The 21,232-nt window shown below is 33.9% G+C and carries 15 protein-coding genes; 6 read left to right on the top strand and 9 right to left on the bottom strand.

All coding sequences use genetic code 11. The features are described from left to right. Positions 1-2: 2 nt before the first annotated feature. Positions 3-995 carry an HlyD family secretion protein gene (locus OZP10_RS19825; protein ID WP_281632410.1) on the bottom strand — a complete coding sequence of 331 codons (993 nt, stop codon included), beginning with the start codon at positions 993-995 and terminating at the stop codon, positions 3-5. Beyond that, complete coding sequence (locus OZP10_RS19820) at positions 996-2,447, bottom strand: TolC family protein (protein WP_281632409.1); 1,452 nt, start codon at positions 2,445-2,447, stop codon at positions 996-998. 503 nt (positions 2,448-2,950) lie between these two features. Between OZP10_RS19820 and OZP10_RS19815 the strand changes: the two genes are divergently transcribed. Continuing rightward, complete coding sequence (locus tag OZP10_RS19815) at positions 2,951-3,631, top strand: metal-dependent hydrolase (RefSeq protein WP_281632408.1); 681 nt, start codon at positions 2,951-2,953, stop codon at positions 3,629-3,631. A gap of 165 nt (positions 3,632-3,796) precedes the next feature. On the opposite strand, the gene OZP10_RS19810 is transcribed toward OZP10_RS19815, so the two are convergent. Next, the gene (locus OZP10_RS19810) at positions 3,797-4,633 is read right to left on the bottom strand and encodes an alpha/beta fold hydrolase (RefSeq protein WP_281632407.1); all 837 of its coding nucleotides are present in this window, start codon (positions 4,631-4,633) and stop codon (positions 3,797-3,799) included. A gap of 276 nt (positions 4,634-4,909) precedes the next feature. On the opposite strand from OZP10_RS19810, the gene OZP10_RS19805 reads away from it, so the two are divergent. Then, a complete protein-coding gene (locus tag OZP10_RS19805; protein ID WP_281632406.1) occupies positions 4,910-5,698 on the top strand; it encodes an alpha/beta fold hydrolase in 789 nt (262 codons plus the stop codon). Positions 5,699-5,784: 86 nt separating this feature from the next. Here the strand turns inward: OZP10_RS19805 and OZP10_RS19800 are convergent, their stop codons facing one another. Further along, entirely contained in the window at positions 5,785-7,755 is a 1,971-nt protein-coding gene (locus OZP10_RS19800) for a sigma 54-interacting response regulator (RefSeq protein WP_281632405.1), read from the bottom strand. Between the two features lie 206 nt (positions 7,756-7,961). On the opposite strand from OZP10_RS19800, the gene OZP10_RS19795 reads away from it, so the two are divergent. Continuing rightward, a complete protein-coding gene (locus OZP10_RS19795) occupies positions 7,962-10,397 on the top strand; it encodes a sensor histidine kinase (RefSeq protein ID WP_281632404.1) in 2,436 nt (811 codons plus the stop codon). A gap of 225 nt (positions 10,398-10,622) precedes the next feature. Next, a complete protein-coding gene (locus tag OZP10_RS19790) occupies positions 10,623-11,393 on the top strand; it encodes an alpha/beta hydrolase (RefSeq protein ID WP_281632403.1) in 771 nt (256 codons plus the stop codon). Positions 11,394-11,472: 79 nt separating this feature from the next. Here OZP10_RS19790 and OZP10_RS19785 read toward each other — a convergent pair whose 3' ends face one another. From OZP10_RS19785 to OZP10_RS19765, 5 genes are all read right to left on the bottom strand, one after another. After that, on the bottom strand, positions 11,473-12,897 hold the full coding sequence (locus OZP10_RS19785; protein ID WP_281632402.1) for a SusD/RagB family nutrient-binding outer membrane lipoprotein: 1,425 nt from the start codon (positions 12,895-12,897) through the stop codon (positions 11,473-11,475). 12 nt (positions 12,898-12,909) lie between these two features. Beyond that, positions 12,910-16,101: a SusC/RagA family TonB-linked outer membrane protein gene (locus OZP10_RS19780; RefSeq protein WP_281632401.1), complete on the bottom strand. Its 3,192-nt coding sequence runs from the start codon at positions 16,099-16,101 to the stop codon at positions 12,910-12,912. Positions 16,102-16,736: 635 nt separating this feature from the next. Further along, a complete protein-coding gene (locus tag OZP10_RS19775) occupies positions 16,737-17,180 on the bottom strand; it encodes a hypothetical protein (RefSeq protein ID WP_111375968.1) in 444 nt (147 codons plus the stop codon). A gap of 181 nt (positions 17,181-17,361) precedes the next feature. Beyond that, positions 17,362-17,997 carry a hypothetical protein gene (locus OZP10_RS19770; RefSeq protein WP_281632400.1) on the bottom strand — a complete coding sequence of 212 codons (636 nt, stop codon included), beginning with the start codon at positions 17,995-17,997 and terminating at the stop codon, positions 17,362-17,364. 70 nt (positions 17,998-18,067) lie between these two features. After that, positions 18,068-18,385: a hypothetical protein gene (locus OZP10_RS19765; protein ID WP_281632399.1), complete on the bottom strand. Its 318-nt coding sequence runs from the start codon at positions 18,383-18,385 to the stop codon at positions 18,068-18,070. A 203-nt stretch (positions 18,386-18,588) separates the two neighbouring features. Between OZP10_RS19765 and OZP10_RS19760 the strand changes: the two genes are divergently transcribed. Then, a complete protein-coding gene (locus tag OZP10_RS19760; RefSeq protein ID WP_281632398.1) occupies positions 18,589-19,572 on the top strand; it encodes a hypothetical protein in 984 nt (327 codons plus the stop codon). 55 nt (positions 19,573-19,627) lie between these two features. Further along, a complete protein-coding gene (locus OZP10_RS19755; protein ID WP_281632397.1) occupies positions 19,628-21,055 on the top strand; it encodes an FAD-dependent oxidoreductase in 1,428 nt (475 codons plus the stop codon). Positions 21,056-21,232: the final 177 nt, after the last annotated feature.

The raw sequence follows: 21,232 nt of genomic DNA, 5'->3' as shown, positions 1-21,232 counted from the left end.
AATCATTGAGGAAGAATTAAAGAAGCGGTCATACCAGAACGAAGTCCTTTAATTTGCCCAAGGTTTTCGGGTTTTACTTCTATCGTAAAAGTTCTCAGTTCAAATTCTCCTTTATCTTTGGACGGAACCCAATTGGCAAATTCTAATGTTGGCGCAATAGAATGCACAACGGCATCAAACGTTTCTGGTTCGCAACCGGGAACTTTAACCGCTGTCTTGCTTCCAACTTTAAGCAGATTTGATTTGTCTTGTCGGATATTAAATTTAATTATAGTGGAGTTTTTCTTTTCAATCGTCATAATCGGATATCCTATAGAAATAATTTCGCCCTGATGCGTAACCAAGTTAGAAATTACGCCATCTGCAGGAGCATAAACTCTTGTATTATCGCCAAGTGCTTTGGTCAGTTCATACGCTTGTTCTGCTTGTTTTACAATAGCATTTGCCGTTTTTAGTAATTCTGGTCGAGTTCCGTTTTTTAGCATCTGAAGATTTAACTGAGCGGTTTCCATTTCCTTTTTTGCGGCTTGAAATTTAAAATAGAAAACATCTTTTTCCTGTCCCGATATCACATCTTCATTATACAGACGTTCCATACGATCGTAAGTTGTGCTAAACAATTTATATTGCTCCTGACTAATTTGATATAGTTTAGAAGTCGCTTCTATCAATTCTGGTCTTGCTCCTTGTGTAAGCAGTTCCTGCTGTCCTTTTGCGGCATCAATGGCCGATAATGCCTGAGCTTTTATGGCGTTTATTTCGTTAGAACGAAGTACAGCCAGCAATTGTCCCGTTTTTACGGTATCACCTTGTTTTACAAGCAACGAATCCAATCTACCTGGAAATTCGGCCGCTACGTCAACACTTGTTGCATCAACCATTCCTATGAAATTGTTGTCCTCTTTGTTATTGTCTTTTAAGAAAAAAATCAGTCCTGCTATTACTACAAAGATTGGAATGATCAGCGCCCAGTAGTTTTTAAATATATCTTTCATCTATTTAATAAATTGCGTTATTTGACTTGGATTTCCTAAACTATTAAAATATTCAGCTAATGCTAAGTAGTATCCTAAAACAGCGGTATAATACCCTTTTTCTATTTCTGTTTCCACCAGCAAAGCATCATTAACGTCTTTTGGCGATGAAAGCTGATTGTTCATTCTTTTGGTAATTAAGCTGCTGGTCGTATTGGCTTCTTTTCTCGCCGCATCCATAGCCATAACATCATTTTGCAGCGAACTCATTTTATTCTTTGCCACTCTCGACTGCACTTGAAGCATTAGACTGGAATTCTCCTCTCCTAACTTGGCTTCTTCAATAAGCTGTTTGGCTGCTAAAGTCTTTTTATTGGTCTGCCCGTTATACAAAGTCCATTGCAATTCTAAACCTACGAACCAATCGGGAATAGAAACTGGCAAATCTTTCTGATACAAATTGTAATTACCTATCGCAAAAACATTAGGTAAAGCCATAGATTTACTGATTTTTTCTGCAGTTTCTGCATAAGAGATTTTGTTGTTTGCAATTCTGTAAACCGGGTTAGTAAGCCAATAATCTTTCATAGGTTTTTCTAGATTGATTTCCGCATATCTTAAAGTATCTGAAATCACAATTGTGGTGTCAAGGTCAACTCCCATTAGTTTATTCAATTCGAGATGGGCATTTTGTTTTTCCATCTTGATATTATTGTACTGGCTCTGCGCCTGAATTAAAACCACATTGGTCCAGTTTTGTTGGTACGGAGGCAGAATTTTATTTTTGACCAATTCTTCGGCGTAGTTTCTATTTTTATCTAAAGCATTTACAATTTGTTCTTGTTTTTTAATTAAAGAGTTGAGGTACAATATTCTTAAATACTGAATTGCAATTAAAAAATCGACTTCTTTGCCCGCAATCTCTACTCCAATTCCCGCTGAATTTGCAACTGATTGAGCCAGATCTATGCTTGAATTTATTTTATTTCCAAGAAAAATAGGCTGACGAACTCCCACTCCAGCAACAAAATAAGACTGCTTGCTTAAACTCGGATTGTAATCGGGATAAATACCGCCAATGACCGTTTTTGAAGCATTATAAATACGATCTTGTGCAGCCTGAGATAAATTGCCTCCTGTAATTTCATGATAGATTTCGTTTGCCGTGTTGACACTTTGTTTAGACGAACCTTCAACAACTCCGTCTCTAACGGTTTGCAAGTTTATCGTTAGCGGACTGCTTAAATAGGAATAACTTGATAAGAGATCTACTTTTGGCAGATAGCCTTTCTTTTCGGCCTGAAGATTATATTCGCCTGTTTTTAATGCAGATTTTGCCTGTTTGATGGTAATATTATTTTGCTTTGCTATAGAAAAACATTCTTCAAGAGAAGTAGTCTGAGCTTTTGTTTTCAAAACAAACAAAAAGCAAAACAAAATAATAGGTTTTAGAAAATGTAGTCTTACGTGCATCTATATAATATTCTTATGAATTGAAATTACTTTTAACTAGCGACTTCTTTGCTGTTTAATTAAAAACAACAGGATAAAATAGAAATGAGATAAAAACTTATTATTCAGATAAATTCTGAAATTGTTTGAATGTATTTAGAATTACTGTGTACGAAAATATGGGGTTCTTAACCTAAACAGCTACAAAAAGTATAACAGCAAAAAACACATATAAACCGATATACCAACTAGTTAAAGATAAAGATTTTATTTTACAAGTGCTATTTTAATTTATGGAAAATCATAGCCTTTCGTTTTTTATCAAAACAAGAAATAAGAAGTATTTTATATGTCGCTCCGCTGGAGCTTTTTTGTGACTGCTAAATGGATTCTTCTATAAATATTTTGCTCCGCTGGAGCATTTATGCATTTCTTAATGATTTTTGCTTTTATAACACTCTTTCCCATTGGCACATTTATTGGAAAAATATTCTTCATTATTAACTGATTTAAAACTATTTACCATGAAAATTACTTACTACGGACATTCGTGTTTTTCTGTTTATGCCAACGGAAAACACCTTCTTTTTGATCCTTTTATTACACCAAACGAATTAGCCAAAGAGGTTGATGTTGATGCCATAAAAGCAGATTATATTTTTATTTCTCATGCGCATTATGACCATATTCTAGATGTGGAACGAATTGCTAAAAATACGGGAGCAAAAGTGCTCGGGAATTTCGAAATCTATAATTGGCTATTGAAAAACGGAATCGAAAATGCGCATCCCATAAATCCAGGCGGTAAATTTGATTTTGATTTCGGAACTGTAAAATGTGTCGTAGCACAGCATCCAAGCAGTTTTATGGATGGTTCTTATGGCGGAATTGCCTGTGGTTTTGTGCTTACAACTGCCGATGGCAATTTCTATTACAGCGGTGATACCGCTCTAACCTTAGACATGCAGCTTATTCCTAAGTTTACAAAACTTGACTTTGCTGTTTTTCCTATTGGCGACGGACTCACAATGGGAATCGAAGAAGCTATTGAAGCTTCAAAACTTGTTGGTGTCAATAAAATTTTAGGCGTTCATTATGATACTTTTGGTTTTATTGTAATGGATCATCAAAAAGCTTTAGACGCGTTTAAAGGTGCTTCGCTTCAATTATTTCTCCCTAAAATAAACAGCACGATAAATATATAAATTGAGTATTTTCTTTGCTATATTTCGCTAAAAAACAGCTTTTAGCGAAATATCATTTGCAATTAATCCTCAAAATAGATTCTGAAATTTTTTTACATAAAAAAAGGAATAGCTGCTGACACTATTCCTTTTGCATATAATTAAGTTCTGCTGATGAACTTAAAACTATATGTATTCTACAAAATTGATAATATACTGTGCTGTCAATTCAGGATATTGATGCTGAGGTCCATGTCCTGTTCCAGAATAAACAATCATTTGTGCGTTTGTCATTTGATTGATAATCGGATACCAATTGTCTACCGCAAAACTGATATCATGATCTCCAGAAATAATCAAAATTGGTGTTTTTATCTTTTTAAGCTGTTCTCTAAAATTAAGTGGATCTTCTCTAAAAGTATCTCCACCACCAAAATACAATTGAAAAACATCCATTGTCGAAGGAATTTTTTCTACTTCAATTCTTTTATGAATTCGATCATGCGAAGCCTTTGCTGCCAATCGGCTAGATTCTGATTTTGGTTCAAAAAATAAAACAATTTCATCGTCAAAATCATTTAATGGTTTTAATGCAGCATCAAAAAATGCCTGTTCGATCGGAATCTCATTTTTCCCTGGCGGATTTGTTCCTACTAAAATAGCATGCGTCACCAAATTAGGATATAGTAAAGTTGCCGTTTGCGCTACCAATCCTCCATAAGACCATCCTAAAACAATAACCGAATCGAGCTTTAAGAAATCTGCTAGATCTTTAACATCTTTGGCTACAACTGTAATATCTGGAGTAAGATATCCTGTAGAAGAACCAATTCCAGAATAATCAAATACAATAACGTTGAACTTTTTTGCCAACTCAGCAATAAATAACGGATCCCAAGTATCCAGCGTTCCTCTAAAACGGTTTACAAAAATTATTGCTTTTCCTTTTCCGTAAGAACGATAAGCAATTGTACGGTCACCAATTTCTGCGAAACTTGTTTCTGTATTATAAATTTTTTCCATAATTATAATTTAAAAGATTGAAACCTATATTATTTTTTAAAGACGAAGACAAAGATTAAACCAAAACGCAGAAGCTTAAAAATAAAGCACTTGCAAGCTTTTTTTAGCTATAAACTGATGATATTTCAATAATCAAAACTTGATTTTAACGATATATAATAACTCAGAAATAATCTGAGTCAGCAATTCTTTTATAATCAATACTTTACAAAAAAGGCATCTCTTTTGTTTTTAAAGGTTTATTGGTTTTCTAGAAATTAATCTAATAGCTTCGATATGATGTATTTATCTAATAAAAAAACAATTATGTTTATCACTGGAGCTTTTGTAAGCCATACTTGCTGGAAAGAATGGATTGTTTTTTTTGAAAGTAAAGGATATAAAACTGTCGCACCGCCCTGGCCGCACAAAAACGAACTGCCTGCCGTTTTAAGACAAACACATCGCGAGTCAAAAATTGCGCAAATTCGTTTAAGTAATCTAGTGGATTATTATATCGAAATTATGGACAAACTCCCTGAAAAACCTATTATAATAGGTCATTCTTATGGAGGTCTCTTAACTCAAATACTAATTCAGAAAGAGTTATGTTCTGCAGGAATCTGCATTAATTCTATTCCGCCCGCCAATGTGCTTTATTTTAATTTACCTTTTTATAAAACAATCTGGAAAACTTCGGTTTTTTTCGGTTCAAAAAGGAAAACCTATTTAATGTCTTTTAAGGATTGGCAATACTATTTTACTGGTGAAATGACTTTTGAAGAACAAAAAGAAAGCTATGAAGCGCTATTAATTCCAGAATCGAAATTAATTATGCGTGATATTTTTACCAAAACAGGAAAAATAGATTTTAATAAGAAACACAATCCACTTTTGTTTATATCGGGTTCCGAAGATGTTTTTACCCCCGCTTCTTTGAATTATTCCAATTTTAAAAAATACAAAAACCTACATTCCATAACTTGCTACAAAGAATTTCAAAATTCAAATCATCTAAGTATCATTCAGGAAAACTGGGAAAATATCGCTGAATTTATCGCAAATTGGTTAATGAAAATTACTTAATTGATCGCGAATTTTTTTTGTGTTCCCGTGGTTGAAACCACAGGCTATATTTGTAAATGTGACTAAAAACAGAATCAACATTTCTACTAAATAATCCCTTTCTTTATTTCCAGCTTTTTAATTTTAGAATTCAACGTCGACGGATGAATATCAAGAATTTCGGCTGCACCGCCAGATCCCGAAATTTTTCCGTTGCATTTTTTGAGAATATAGAGAATATAGTCCCTTTCGTTTTCTAATATCGTTTTTATAGAAAATGACTCTGATACTGGTTCAGGATGCATTTTTGATGACATAGAAAGCTCAATTTCTTTAATTGTATTTCCGTCAGTCAGTAAAATTGCTCGTTGCATAACGTGTTCAAGTTCTCTAATATTTCCTGGCCAGTTGTAATTCATAATCTGCTGCAAAGCCGCATCGGAGAGAATTGGTGCTTTTCTGCCCATTTTATCACTGTAAACCGCAATAAAATGATTGGCTAAATCAGGAATATCTTCTTTTCTCTTTTTTAATGGCGGAACCATAATCGGGAAAACGTGCAGACGATAATACAAATCCATTCTAAACCTTCCTGCTGCTACTTCTTCTTCAAGGTTTTTATTGGTCGCTGCAATAATCCTAACATCAATTTTCATAGAAGAAGTACCGCCTACGCGTTCAATTTCTCTTTCTTGCAAAACACGAAGCAGCTTTACCTGAAGTTCTAGAGACATCTCTCCTACTTCGTCTAAGAAAATCGTTCCTCCGTCTGCCAATTCAAATTTACCGATACGTTTATCCAATGCGCCTGTAAAAGCCCCTTTTTCATGTCCAAAAAGCAATGATTCAGCAAGATTTTCGGGAATAGCTCCACAATTAATAATAACCAATGGCTTATCTTTTCTTGGAGATAAGGCGTGAATACTTTGCGCAATTTTTTCTTTTCCTGTCCCGCTTTCGCCAAGAACGAGAACCGAAGTGTCAGAAGGCGCCACTTTTCGGATATAATTAAAAACAGAATTCATTTGCGAACTATTGCCAATAATGCCTTCAAAACCCTCTTCGGTAACAACTTTAGCATTTTTGATTTCAGCTTTTTTAGAGGACAAGTTTAAATCTTCTTTCGAATAAATTTTAGCTACAAATTGACTAAAAATGGGTTCAAGCGAACTTAAAATTCGTAAATGCTCCTGAGAATAAACATTCAGATTGCGGCTGTAAAAAGTAAAATGATAATTCTGAATCGCAGCAATTGAAAGCGGAAAAACCAAATACGATTTTATCCCAAAATTATGAGCAATCAAAGCCTTTATTGGAGCTTCCTGAAAGTTATTTATCAGGGCTTCTTCACTATAAATTATAGGCTCTTTATCTGTTTTTGACTTTTTATAAGTTTCGTTTATTTCTTTTTCAGATAATTCTGTTATTTGAGAAAGTTTCTGCAGGTTAATAATCTGATACTGATCTATATTTCTGCGAACAATTCCGAGATTATCATAATGTGTTGTCGTTACAAAACCCGTTTCTAAATAATCAAAAGGAATAAAAGTCTGAACCGCTTTTGCAAAAGCCAACAAAGCCTCTTCTTTCTTTACATCTGAATTTATAATTTCTGAAATTAATTTCTGAAGCTGAAACTGTTGCCTCAACTGGCTTTCTAAACTATATTGCTGACGATAAAAAGCGATTTCGAGAGTCGTAAGAACATCTTGGTCTCGAAATGGTTTTACAATAAATCCGTAGGGTTGGGTAGTTTTTGCCTCGTCTAAAATACTTTTACTGGAATTTGCCGAAAGAAATATAAAACCTATATGTTTTTCTTTAAGAATATGTGCTAGTTCTATACCATCTCGCTTGCCTTTGAGCATGATATCCAAAAATACCAAATCTGGTTTTTCAATCTCAATCTGTTCCAAAGCCTGCTCTACCGATCGTGCAATTCCTGTAACTTCATAGTTTGCTTTTTCAAGAATTAGCTGTAAATCGTGTGCCTCAATAAACTGATCTTCAACAATTAAAATTCGCTTTTTTAATGCTGAAGTTGCAGCTTCAAATCCGTTATCGGCAGACTTTTTCATAAGTGAGTAAATTTTGTCCTATATTACACTTAATTAATTGATACAAAAATAGTTAATTATCACAATTAAAATTAAGCGTTTCCAAATTTAGCTAAATAAAAATCATATTTTACCATAATTTTCGTGTTATTTTTCAACCCAAACACAATTGTTTCTCTTTATATTTGTTAATTAAACACTTACTAAAATTTAATTCTAATAAAACGATGAAGCCACTGTACTTTTTTTGTTTGCTGTTCTTTATTACAATTAATTTCGAAGCACAAAATCATCCCGCAACAGCTGGTTATAATTTAAAAAAGAAGCGTCTTTTAATACATACCTGTTCCTCCTATTTATACAATTCCAATCAAGGATCAATAGATGCAGACAGTGCTGTGGTTTTAACTTGTAAAGCTTATAAACTGCCTGTCTCTTTAGCTTATGATGAAGGTTATAATGATGGTTCTTATCTAATTGGAAATGATTTAATTGAAAAAGGAAATATAGAAGCTGCCAAGAAGCTTTACCACAAGTCAAAAAACGTCGATAAAATAAAACTGGCTCTGCAATTGGGAACTTTTTACTTATTCAAACCTTTTACAAAACCAGACGACATAAAAAACGCTAATCTTTATATATCTGAAGCAGTTAAAATCAGTAATCAGTTAAAAATTCAAAAATGGCTCCATCAGAGTTTGATGTTATTAGGAAAGTTTTATTTTCAAATTAACAACTATCCGGAAAGCAAAAAATGCTTTTCTCAAGTAGTAAATGAGTGCCGAAAACAAAATGACAAAGCCGCACTGGCAGATGCATTATTTAATCAGGCTACCAATCAGCACGATTTAGATCCCGAAAAAGAAAAAATCTTAATAGAAGCGGAAGCTTTATATAAAACTTTAGGCTTTGAAGAAAAAAGACTTGCAACAAAAGCACGAATATGCACCATTTATTTTTGGCACGGAAAAATAAATGATGCCAAGAAAATCCTTTATCAAAATATTGCCGATATGCGCAAAATCGGTTTTAGGCAGCAGCAATTTAGCGAAACCACAATTGCTTATATCGAAGGCGTGCAGTTTAATATGAAGAATGCGCTGTATTATGCCCTAAAAAGTGTCGAAAGCATGGAATCTACCAATGATTACACCTTTGCCGATATTTTTTATATGCGATTGGGATTAATTTATTTAAATATGGGTCATATTGACGATGCAATGAAGGCTGCTGAAAAAAGCATTAAATACGGACAAAATGCTTATAATAGCGGTAGTTGGTACAAAAGTTTTATGACAGCAACCGTAGCTTTGTCGATGAAAGGGAAAAACAAAGAGGCTGTTGAATACATGAATTCGGTAACGAGCAAATATCCGCCACCCAATAAGTTTGACAATATGCTTATGAATTATGGTTACGCTAATTGCTATTGGCGAATTAAAAATTACGGCACCGCAGAAAAATATTTTATAAAAGCAGGAGAAGCTGCCGATGGCTTAGATTCACCACAAACGTATCGAGATATCTGCAATACCTACTCGTCTATTGCTTTGTTTTACTCAAACCGAAATAACCTGCAGAAAACAAAATTGTATATCGATAAGATTGCGGCTGTTTCAAAAAAGTATAGTCAAAACTACAATTCTGAAGCGCTACAAATGTCTTTATATAAATTAGATTCCTTGAATGGCGATTTTAAATCGGCTTTGGCACATCATAAATTATATAAAAAAATGAGTGATTCTCTTTTGGATTATGCTAAAAACAAACAGATTGAAGAACTTAGGATACAGTATGAAACTGAAAATAAAGAACAGAAAATCAAATTATTAGACAAAGAAACAGATCTACAGCAAACGGCATTAAAAAAATCAAAATTATTAAACACTGTATCGATCTGGAGCTTGGTTTTATTGGTTCTTTCAATTGTGTTATTGTACAATCGCTACCGTTTAAAACAGAGAACCAATGCCGAATTAGAACAGAAAGAAAAAGAAATCAATCAAAAGAATATCAATCTAAGGCATTTGCTCGACGAGAAAGAATGGCTTTTGAAAGAAATTCATCATCGTGTAAAAAACAATCTTCAAACTGTAATCAGTCTTTTGAATTCGCAATCTGCTTATTTGGAGAATGATATGGCATTATCTGCTATTAAAAACAGCCAGCATCGTATTCATTCCATGTCTTTGATTCATCAGAAATTGTACAATTCAGAGAATATTTCGACAATTAATATGCCCAATTATATCAAAGAATTGGTGGAGTATTTAAAAGAATCTTTTTCGCTTGGACAGCGCATTCGTTTTGAACTCAAAATTGATCCACTTGAATTAGACGTTGCACAAGCTGTTCCGCTTGGACTTATTTTAAACGAATCAATTACCAATTCTATAAAATATGCTTTTCCAGACAACAGAACCGGAATGATTTACGTGACATTGCAAGCCACATCTGAAAACAAATATCTCTTGACTATTGCAGATAACGGAGTTGGTTTTGATACGAATATCAGCGATAAAAAAATCAATTCGTTTGGATTAAGTCTGATAAAAGGCTTAAGTGATGACTTGGATGCTACTTTTTCTATGGAAAACAATAACGGAACGATTCTTAAAATTGAGTTTTCAAAAGAATTCCCAATCAATGAAAAAAGAAGATAATCTGAAAAACAAGCGTGAATTGATTTTATAGCGAAATCTCACTAATATAAATTTGTTTAGCGATATATAGTGCTTTTATATCAACAAAATAACGATAAGCTCCTATTATCAAACACTTTAAAGCATGGCATATAAATTGTTTTTTTGAAAAAAAAGTTAACTTTTATAAGATTCAAGACAAGAAATTTTAAAAGAAATTCTAACATTAATCAAATAAAAAGAATCATGTCAAAATCAAAAACAATTGTACTGATACACGGAAATTTTGTCAACGACAAAACTTGGACCGAATGGAAAAAGTACTATGAACAAAAAGGATATACTGTTTATGCCCCTACCAATCCTGGGCACGATGGAAATCCTGCCGACTTAAGAGCAAAAGTTCACCCAGATCTGGTTAAAACTGGATTTATAGATATTGTGAATAATATCAGTAGATTAATAGATACTTTACCCGAAAAACCTTTGGTAATTGGGCATTCAATGGCAGGAATGGCTACGTTAAAATTGGTAGAATTAGGAAAAGCAGCTGCAGGTGTAAGCATTGACGGAGCACCTCCAAAAAATGTTTTTCCGCCATTTCAAACCTTAAAAACTGTATTGCCTGCTTTTGGTTTCTTTTCTTCTAAAAAATATTTTATGGGAAGCCGTGATTGGTACGATTACGCTTTTTTTAATACTATACCTGCAGCAGAAAAGAAGAATGCTTTTGAAAAATTTGCGGTACCCGAAAGTTATAAAGTAAGTCGAGAATTGGTTTTAAATTCTTTCTCTAATATCAATTTCAAAAAACCGTATGAGCCAATTCTGTTTATTGGCGGTGGCAGCGATCATATTTTTCCACCAAGTTTAACAGAGTCAATTGCCAGCAGATATAAAGAAAATGCAGGTCGTGTTGATCTTAAAATATTTGATGGCAAAAGTCATTTTATTTGTGGAGAACCCGGCTGGGAAGGTGTCGCCGATTATATTTTAAATTGGTATGAAAAATTATAAAAAAAATTGTAATCTAAATAAAAAAGCCCAGTATCAATTAAGATGCAGGGCTTTTTGACTCAAAAAAACAACACATTGTTTATTTCACATCAAACCATAATTTGGTTGTCAATAAATCTTTTCCTTGTTCTGTAACAGCTGCTTGATAGCTAGCTCCGTTTAGTGACTGTTCTGTACCAGGATAGAAAAGACGCGAAGGAATTTTTCCGTCCAAAACAGTAGCTGGACCAGCTGTTAACACTGGATAATCCAATCTTCTCCATTCTGTAAAAGCATCAAGACCTTGTCCGAAGAAAGCAATCCATTTTTGCGTACCAATTGATTTAGCATAATTTGAAGCATCGTATTTTACACTTGCCTGATTCAGATAAGTTGAAATAGTTGTCGCATTGTTAACTCCAAACTGATTTAAAGAAGCTGTAATAGCATTATTATAATATTGTTCTGCGTCTCCAGAAATATAACCGCGTGCAGCAGCTTCTGCAAGATTAAACAGAGTTTCAGAGTAAGAAGCAATTACTGCTGGCGAAGCCGAAGTAAGGAAATAAGTTCCCGGTTTTGATGTTTTAGCAAAACCTTGGCTATTTGCATCACTATTTGATAATCCGTTTGCTCCTCCAACATATTTACCTACGCTTGCGTCTGATGGCAATTGCGCAAAAACTGGCAAACGCGGATCTGATAATGCGTATAATTGGTCGACCATAGTTTTCGAAATACGGAAATCGTCTCTCGTTTCAAACCAAGCTGAAGCAGGGTTTTGCTGTGGCGAACTGGTATAAACAAACTGGAATGTTTCGGTATTACTGCTTATTAAACCTGCCGCATCACTTGTAGCATCTATTGCAACTTGTTTGGCCAAAGCAGGTTCTCTGTCAGAAATTCTCAAAGCAATACGCAAACGAAGTGAGTTAACCAGTTTTTTCCATTTCAAGATATCTCCTTTATAAGCCAAGTCTCCAATAACACTTCCGTTTGCAGGATTTAATAGCGATTGAGCTTGTTTTAAATCTTCAAGCAATCCTGTGTACACTTCTTTTTGAGTATTGTACGCTGGCGTTACATTTTGCCCCGCTTCTTTGTACGGAATGCTTCCGTAAGCATCTGTCAGCAATAAAAATGTCCATGAACGAAGCGTTAAAGCAATCCCTTTATAATTAGAATTAGCTTGCGCATCTGGAAATTTTAAAATGGTGTTCAAATCTGTAATTAGAGTCGAATATCCTTTATCCCACAATGTGGTGAAAGAAGCATTCGAAACATCGTATCGATCTGGTTCTGTATATTGGATTTTTGCCCAATGCTGTGCAAATAACAAAGTCGAGTTAAAGTTATTGGCATCTCCCCAATATAAATCTGCTCCTTGTTTTAAGGTTCCTGTTAGCAAATAAGGCGCTAACGGAGTTTCAGTTGCATTTGGGTTTTTATTTATATCGTCTAAAGTATCACTGCAAGAGCTCAGTGCCAATGCAAACAGTATTGTATATGATAGTTTTTTTAGCATGATTCCGAGTTTTTAAAATTTAACATTAAGGTTAAGACTGAAGTTTCTCGTTGTTGGCAACGCTAAGCTTTCTAATCCTTGTGCATTTCCTGTATTGAAAGCCGTTTCTGGGTCAATATTTGGTGCATCTTTGTAAATAAAGAATAAGTTACGACCAGCAGCAGTAATACTTGCTCCTTCTAATCCCAGTTTTTTAACTAGCTTTTTGTCAACATTATAAGTAAGTTTTATCTCTCTCATTTTTACAAAAGTTGAGCTATAGACATATGCTTCGCTAATGTTGTAAGACGCTTTGTAATATTCCTGCGCGCTAATCAATTTATTGTTTGGAGTTCCGTCTGCAAATACACCTTCGAAAATCATTCCATCATCATAAACCGTTACTCCGCTTGGAGCAGCTCCGCCAGCTACGAGAGTTTTCGGGTTAGCCGTATTGTTTCCTGGATAGTAATAGCTTAATCCGCCGTTTTCAGCACCACGCCCTGGAAGAGTCTGTGCTAAAACTCCTGTATAGTTTCCTGTTCTATTTGTTCCAGAGAAAAGTTCTCCACCAACACTAGCATCAACAAGGAACGAAAGTTCAAGATTCTTGTATGTCAAAGTATTTGTAAGACCTGCTAAATAATCTGGCGTATAATGTCCTAAAACTTTTTTTGTCGGATCTGCTTTTGGAAGACCGTTTGCTCCTACCACAATATTACCGCTTGCATTACGCTCATAGGCTGTTCCGTAAAGTGCTCCATAAGCTTGTCCAACAGATGCCAAAACATCAACACCTCCAGAAGAACCAATTGTGTAGTTTTTAATATCTCCCGCGTAATCTAGAATTTCTACTTTACTTTTATTTTTAGAATAATTTAAAGCCACATTCCATTTGAAGTTTTCTGTTTGAACTGGATTTCCGTCCAACTGCACTTCTATACCTTGATTGTTAATTTTACCTGCATTGATTAACTGTGAAGTATAACCACTCGCCGCTGTCGTTTTTATTTCTAAAATCTGGTCAAAACTATTCGTATTATAATACGCTACATCAAAATGAAGTCTGTTTTTCCAGAAAGAAGCTTCAAGACCTACCTCTGTAGAACGAGTTGTTTCTGGTTTTAAGTTTTCATTTAATTTCTTTTGAGAAGAAGTCTGAATTGGGTTTCCGTCAAAAGCAGTTTGGAAATTGTAAACCGTAGCCAATTGGTACGGATCTGCATCGTTACCTACTTCAGACCATCCACCTCTCACTTTTAAGAAATCAAGCGTACTGCTCTTGATGTTTAATGCATCGGTTAAAACTACACTTCCGTTAAAAGAAGGATAGAAATAAGAACGGTTGCTGCTTGGTAACGTAGAAGACCAATCATTACGTGCCGTAACGTTCAAGAAAGCATAATTTCTAAAACCAAACTGAGCAGAAGCGTAAGCACTGTAAACTCTCAATCTAGATAATGAATTTGATGACGTTAACGGATCTCTCGAGTTTGTCAAAGTATACAAATCTGGAACCGCTAAACGTGGCGCTTTCTGATAGTTGTTGGCATCGCTATGATTACGAATGTTGAATCCAGCAAGTGCATCTACAGTAAAATCATCATTAAGCTGTTTTGTATATTGAAATATACCCTCAGTATTTTGTTCATTTACAGTGTAAGCATCTTCTGCATACGATCCGAAAGGAGTTCCGTTTGTACCATACTTGATAGTATATTTTCTGCGATCGTTGTAATAATCAACACCTGTACGGAATCTAAAGTTAAGTCCTTCAGCCAATTTCGCATCTAAGTGAATATCTCCAATTATACGGTTACGCTGTTGGCTTGTTGTATTGTAATACGCATTCCAATATGGGTTGCTATAGTAACTGTTATTCCAGTTAGTGTTCCAGTCTTTATCCAATTCATTGATGTCAACTTGACGTCCGAACCAAAGAAACTGAAGCATTACACCTGCCGCACGTCCACCAGATGGACCACCTGGCAATTGTGGAGAATTCGTTACAATATAATTCGCATTAACCCCAACTTTTACATTTTCAGAAATCTGATAATTGGTATTAATTGTAAAGTTTGTTTTGTTTATTTCACTGTTCGGTACAGTTCCAAGCTGTTTTTGGTTGTTTACACCTAAACGGAAATCCGATTTTTCATTAGATTTTGCAATAGAAACACTATTGTCATACGTAAGTCCGGTGTTAAAGAAGTCCTTCACATTATTTGGGTGTGCCACAAAAGGAACTGCTTCACCTTTAGAATAAAACTGCGGAATAAGACGGCCATCCAATCTTGGTCCCCAGCTTTCATCAACACCATCATTAACTCCTCCTCCTTTTCCGTCTACGTAGCTAAATCTTCCATTAGAACCTTGTCCGAAACTATTCTGGAAAGAAGGTAACGTAGCGACTTGAGAAACGGTTATACCAGTATTAAAAGTAACTCCATATCCTGATTTTTGACCTTTTCCGGATTTTGTTGTAATAAGCACTACACCATGCGCAGCACGCGATCCGTAAAGAGCAGCAGCATTTGGTCCTTTCAAAACTGTCAAAGTTTCAATGTCCTGCGGATTCAAATCGGCAATTGCATTTCTAAAATCACGTGTAGCTCCACCAAAATTCAATTGTGAATTATCTACAGGAACTCCGTCTACCACAAAAAGCGGCTGGTTATTTCCTGCGATAGAAGTTTCTCCACGAATAATAATACGTGAAGATCCCATATCTCCTTGTGAATTGGTAATACGAACACCCGCCACTTTACCCGAAAGAGCATTCAAAAAGTTGGTTTCTTTTGTAGTTGCCAATTCTTTTCCTTTAACGGCTTGAGTCGTGTATCCTAAAGATTTCTTTTCTTTTGAAATTCCAAGTGCCGTAACTACTACTTCAGACAATGCATTTTGTTCTTCGGTAAGATCAATAACAATCGCGTTTTTGTTAACTACAACTTCTTCTTTTTTATATCCTAAATAACTAATTAAAAGCGTATAAGGGAATTTTTGTCCTGTTTGGAAGAAAAATTTTCCATCTGTATCTGTGATAACACCATGTGTAGTTCCTTTAATAGTAACCGAAGCCCCAATAATTGGCTCTTTTGTAACGGCATCGACTACTGTTCCTTCCAGTTTAGACTGAATCAAAGGCTTAGTATCTTGAGCTTTAACTCCTATGGTAATCAACAAAATACATAACCAAGCATATCTTTTTAATTTTATTTTCATTACTTTGTTTTAGTTTAATAATAAGGCGAGCTGTGAACAGATTTTTACTATTCCTGCTTTCCTTTTAGAGATGACAATTTCTTTAAACTCCAACCATTTCTGCTGCAACAGAAATGGTTTCTTTTTTTATCTGCAGCACATTCGTTTTTTCATTTTTACTTTTTTTAGATTATTATTTTATTTGGCCTATACAATTTTTACCCTTGTTCAGGATAGTGTCATTAAAAATCTATAATGAATTTAAAAAGAGGAATTTTAACCGTAGTGATGCATAAGGTGTAAACGTCTTATGCTTTTATATTTCTGAAAATGAAATGATAAGGTTTTAATCTCTGTATTTCTAACTAAATTTTAAACTCTACTAATTTGATAGAACAAAAGTATGTTAAAAATTTTAGTTCCCAAATTTTAATTAAACTTTTTGCAAAAAAAATGTTAACTCCCGTCAACAAAACACCTTAAAAACCTAAAAATAAAATAGTTATATAAAATGTAGTTTTTTATGGTTTTATAAGAATTGTACTAATCTGAAACTTAAAAATTACTTTTAATTGCATTTTTTGTAAAGTTAAATGCAAAAAAAAGCTCCAAGATCATAAGACCTTGGAGCTTTCTATATTTTTGGTATTGAAATATTATAATTCGTTAAACTCGTGCAATGATTTCAATGTAGTTTCATAAAACAAGATTGCAGCGATAAGATTTCCTTTATCAGAATAAGGCATCATTTTTCTTTGGAAATCTACTGTAGTATCTAAGAAAACAGTTGTACCTTCTGCCTGTCCGTCTAAGATTTTTTTGTTTTCACCAGTATCAGGAATCCCTAAATCTGCCATTGTTACACCCGGCTTAGTAACCAAAGCGATGTAAGGAAGCGTTTTTACTAAAACTTTAATACGTTCGATGTACAATTCTAAAAGTTCTCCTTTTTGCATACCACTTAACTCTTTTTGATCATGGTATTTACGAATTAAGGCTGTTGTACTAATAATACTTCTTGGTGCATTTTTTGCCTGTGCGGAAACAGCAGCAGTTGTCAAGAAGAAAAGGACACATAATAAAATAATCTTACTCTTCATTTTCTAATAGATTTGGTTCTTGAATGAAAACAAAAATATATAAATTATGTTAAAATGCAACTTTTATAATTTCTTTTTCACAATAAAATTATATTTGTGACGTTGCGATAGGGAAAATAGTACAGCCAAAGCACGAATTTTGGCTATTTCAGCACATTTTTCCAAAAGTTATTTTACTGTTTTACGACTTAATTATTCTAAAACGGCTCGGATATTTAATCCACAAGCTCTTTTTATTGCCATAATAATCCATAAATTCTCCGCACACAAAAACAGCATGCACTTTTGACCAAGCCACAACACCGCAATAGTCTGTTCCTGATTCTTTTTTTAATTTTTGAATCTGTTTGCCTAATGCAAATCCAAGGTATTTGTAAATTGTTGGAGTATACACTGTTCCATCTTCTAAATCTTCCAGCGCTTTGTCAAAAGTAGATTCTTTATCTATAATCTGTTTGTATTTTGCCATTACTGCGTAAGTCAGTTCTGCATAATCGGTAATTTTTTCGCTATCGCAATTGTCTTTAATATAAACAAAACCTGCAGATTCTTTGGCTTTATTTATTTCACTGCTATTCAGATTAAATGTTGCGTTATTTTTTAGTGTGATTTTATACAAATCGTCGTTTAACTTTTCGCTCACAAACAAGTTGTCTAGACCATAAATGTTTAAAGACGCTTTGATAAAAGCTATAGATGAACAATTGGTGCGTTCCCCTTGTTTAAAACTCTCGAATATTTTATCAGAGCTCAGTTGTGAGTAAGAACTTGAACAGACAAACATTAAAAGTAAAAAAACTGAAGTAACCGATTTCATGCCTTGTATTATATTATTGCTTCCCAATTATTCTTAGGGATTGTAATAGATTTTTACAAATCTATAAAAATCAACTCATATTTTTTACTTCTTCTCTTTTATCTCTTAAAAAAAGTCGTTTAAAGACAATAATTGAATTTGGTATTAAAAAAAAACGCCTCAAACAAACTTGAGACGTCTTTGTATTATTTTTTTCTTCATTATTCAATTTATCATCGAATTCTGGTTCTTGACCTTTAAACTTTTTGGTGTCACCATCATAATTTCCATCATTTGTCAAAACTTCGTCATGTTCTTTATATTGATGTTTTCTCGTGTCATTTCGATGATCTCCTCCGCCCTGTTGTTTAGGATTCGGATTTTTCTGGGTTTGATTATTCTTTTCCATAATTCTTCGTTTTTAAATGATTATTAAAATTACCTCAAATACAATGGTTTGACTTATATAATCATTTTTAAAAATTATAAAATAAAACTTTTATTGTTTGAATTGAAATGTCAATTTCTCAAGAAAATTTTTATTTTTACTCTTAATCAAAAAGAGTATTTAAATTAAAAAAATACTAACTACTATCTTAACCAATTTATTCTATGTTTCCATATCTCGAAAAAAACTATCAAAAGGCACAATGGTTTTACGGCTCTTCTGAAGCAAATATGCTAAAAAGTCTAAAGGGAAATATCAAATTCATGAAACAGACTGCTTATTTAATAAACAGTAATACTGACGAATTTGAACCTGTATTGGGAATAGAATCAATGTCTCTTGAATTTAATGAGCAGAAGGAAATTATTACAAAATGGAGTGTTGGAGATAGCTATGAAACCAAATATAAAAGTTTCATAGAAGACAAAATGCTCTCCAACAAGCATCACTCAGCTAATTCTGTAGAATTATTTGAATATGATGATGCAATGGGACTTGCTAATAAGTATACTAAAATTAGCAGTGATGGAAGAAAAACACAGCAAAATCTGAAAATAGAAATTCAAAAAGATGGATCGATTTATCATTCTGATAAAGACTATGATATTCAATATGATAATTATGAAAGAATAACTAGTAAAAAAGCGAATTACAGAGACTTTGAAATTGTAATTGATTATTTGTCTTTCTCAAAAAAAGGATATTATACTAAAACGTATTATATCGATAATCAAATGGATTCTTTGGAAAAATATAGTTATGATGATGATACTTTGATAGAAAAAATCATGTATCGTAATGAAGCTGTTAAAAGTAAAAAAATGTTTTTTTATGATGAGAAAAACAGATTGTTTCAATGTATTTCTTTTAACGATGAAGACTCTTTTGAAAATCACTACTATTTTTATAATGATAAAGATTTATTAATTGAAGACAAAATATCGTATCCTGGAAGAACAATGGGAACTTGTAATTTTTTTGAATATGATGTTCATGACAATGTAATTCAATCGCGAGATAATAGTTTTCAATATACCTATGATCAATTTGGCAATTGGACGGAAAAACTGGAAATTTCTAATGAAAAGGTAGTTCAAAAAACAACTAGAGAAATTGAATATTTTGCAAATGGTCTGCACGTTGCCTAAAAAAAAATCCTTCTAAAAACACTAACTTTGCCCTATTACAATTACAGAAAAGATTATGTGGACTATATGCCATGAATGCCAGGGACAAGGTAAAATAAATCGCGGACTCACTAAAAAAGCACAACGTCTTTATAAAACGGAATTGGCTGCATTTGAGAGTACACAAAGCGGTGTAGCGCCCATTCGTCCTAAAGCTCACTTGCATTTGTGCCAAAATTGCTCAGGATCTGGATTAATTCAATCTGAAAATTATCTTGAACCTGATCTTACAAAACCACATATTGCCATTATTGGTGCAGGTATAGGCGGTGTCGCTTTGGCCGTAGCATGTTTACATCGCGGAATTCCTTTTACAATTTATGAAAGAGACAGTGACTTCAATGCGAGATCTCAAGGCTATGGACTTACTTTACAGCAAGCCAGTAAGGCTATGAAAGGTTTAGGAATTACTTCTTTGGATGGCGTAATTTCAACAAAACATATTGTACACAATACTGAAGGCAAAATATTGGGTGAATGGGGAACTAGAAAATGGCTGGAAACTGCCATCAAAACACCTACAAAACGCACCAACATACATATCGCTAGACAATCGCTTCGATTGGCGCTTTTGGAACAGCTTGGAGGAAATAACAATGTTCAATGGGGACATCAATTAGTAGATTTTAATGAATCTGAAAACGGTGTCGAACTTAATTTTCAGGTAAACGGAGAAATAAAAACTGCAAAAGCTGACCTTGTCGTAGGTGCAGATGGTATTAGAAGTGCTGTTAGAAAACTAACAATTGGAAACCAAACTACACCACTTCGTTATTTGGATTGTATTGTAATCTTAGGAATTTGTCCTTTAAGTGCTCTCGAAGGACTTTCAAGCGAGTTATTAGATGGCGCAACAATATTTCAGACGGCCAACGGAAACGAACGTATTTACATAATGCCATATACTGTAGATTCTGTAATGTGGCAACTTAGTTTTCCTATGTCAGAAGAAGAAGCCAAAGAATTAAGCGCAAAAGGCCCAAAAGCATTAAAAGAAGAAGCTCGCAGAAGAACGCAATGGCACACTCCTATTCCTCAAATTCTAGAAGCAACACAGGAAAATTTAATTTCTGGATATCCTGTTTATGATCGTGAATTATTAAGTGCAACATTATTAGAAAAGAATCCGAATATTACCTTAATTGGCGATGCGGCGCATCCGATGAGTCCGTTTAAGGGACAAGGTGCCAATCAAGCCTTACTTGATGCTTTAAAACTGGCTAGAAAAATTTCGAAAGGCTGTAACGCTAAATCGAAATGGAGAGAAAGAGGATTGAGAGCATGTGTACTAAACGAATTTGAAGCTGAAATGCTAGAACGTAGTGCGGCAAAAGTGCAAGGTTCTGCAGATGCCGCTCAGTTTTTACATTCTGAAATTATACTTCTTGAAGGCGATGAACCTCGAGGAAGGTGTCTTAATAGAGAGGAAAACAGAAAAATTTAAATATAAAAAAGGCTGTCTCAAAAGCACAATCATTTTGAGTTAACAGGATATTGATAAAATTATTCTATCAGCAAACCCCAGCGGGGTAAAATATTTATAGAATCCAATAAGACAAATAAAGAATAGCTCCAGAGGAGCGACATGTATTCCGATTATGAAAAAAAATATGTCGCTCCT

The sequence above is a fragment of the Flavobacterium luteolum genome (genome assembly GCF_027111275.1).
GTDB lineage: Bacteria > Bacteroidota > Bacteroidia > Flavobacteriales > Flavobacteriaceae > Flavobacterium > Flavobacterium luteolum.
Note: the sequence above shows the minus strand (reverse complement) of the source record. Positions and strands in the feature narration are given on the sequence as shown.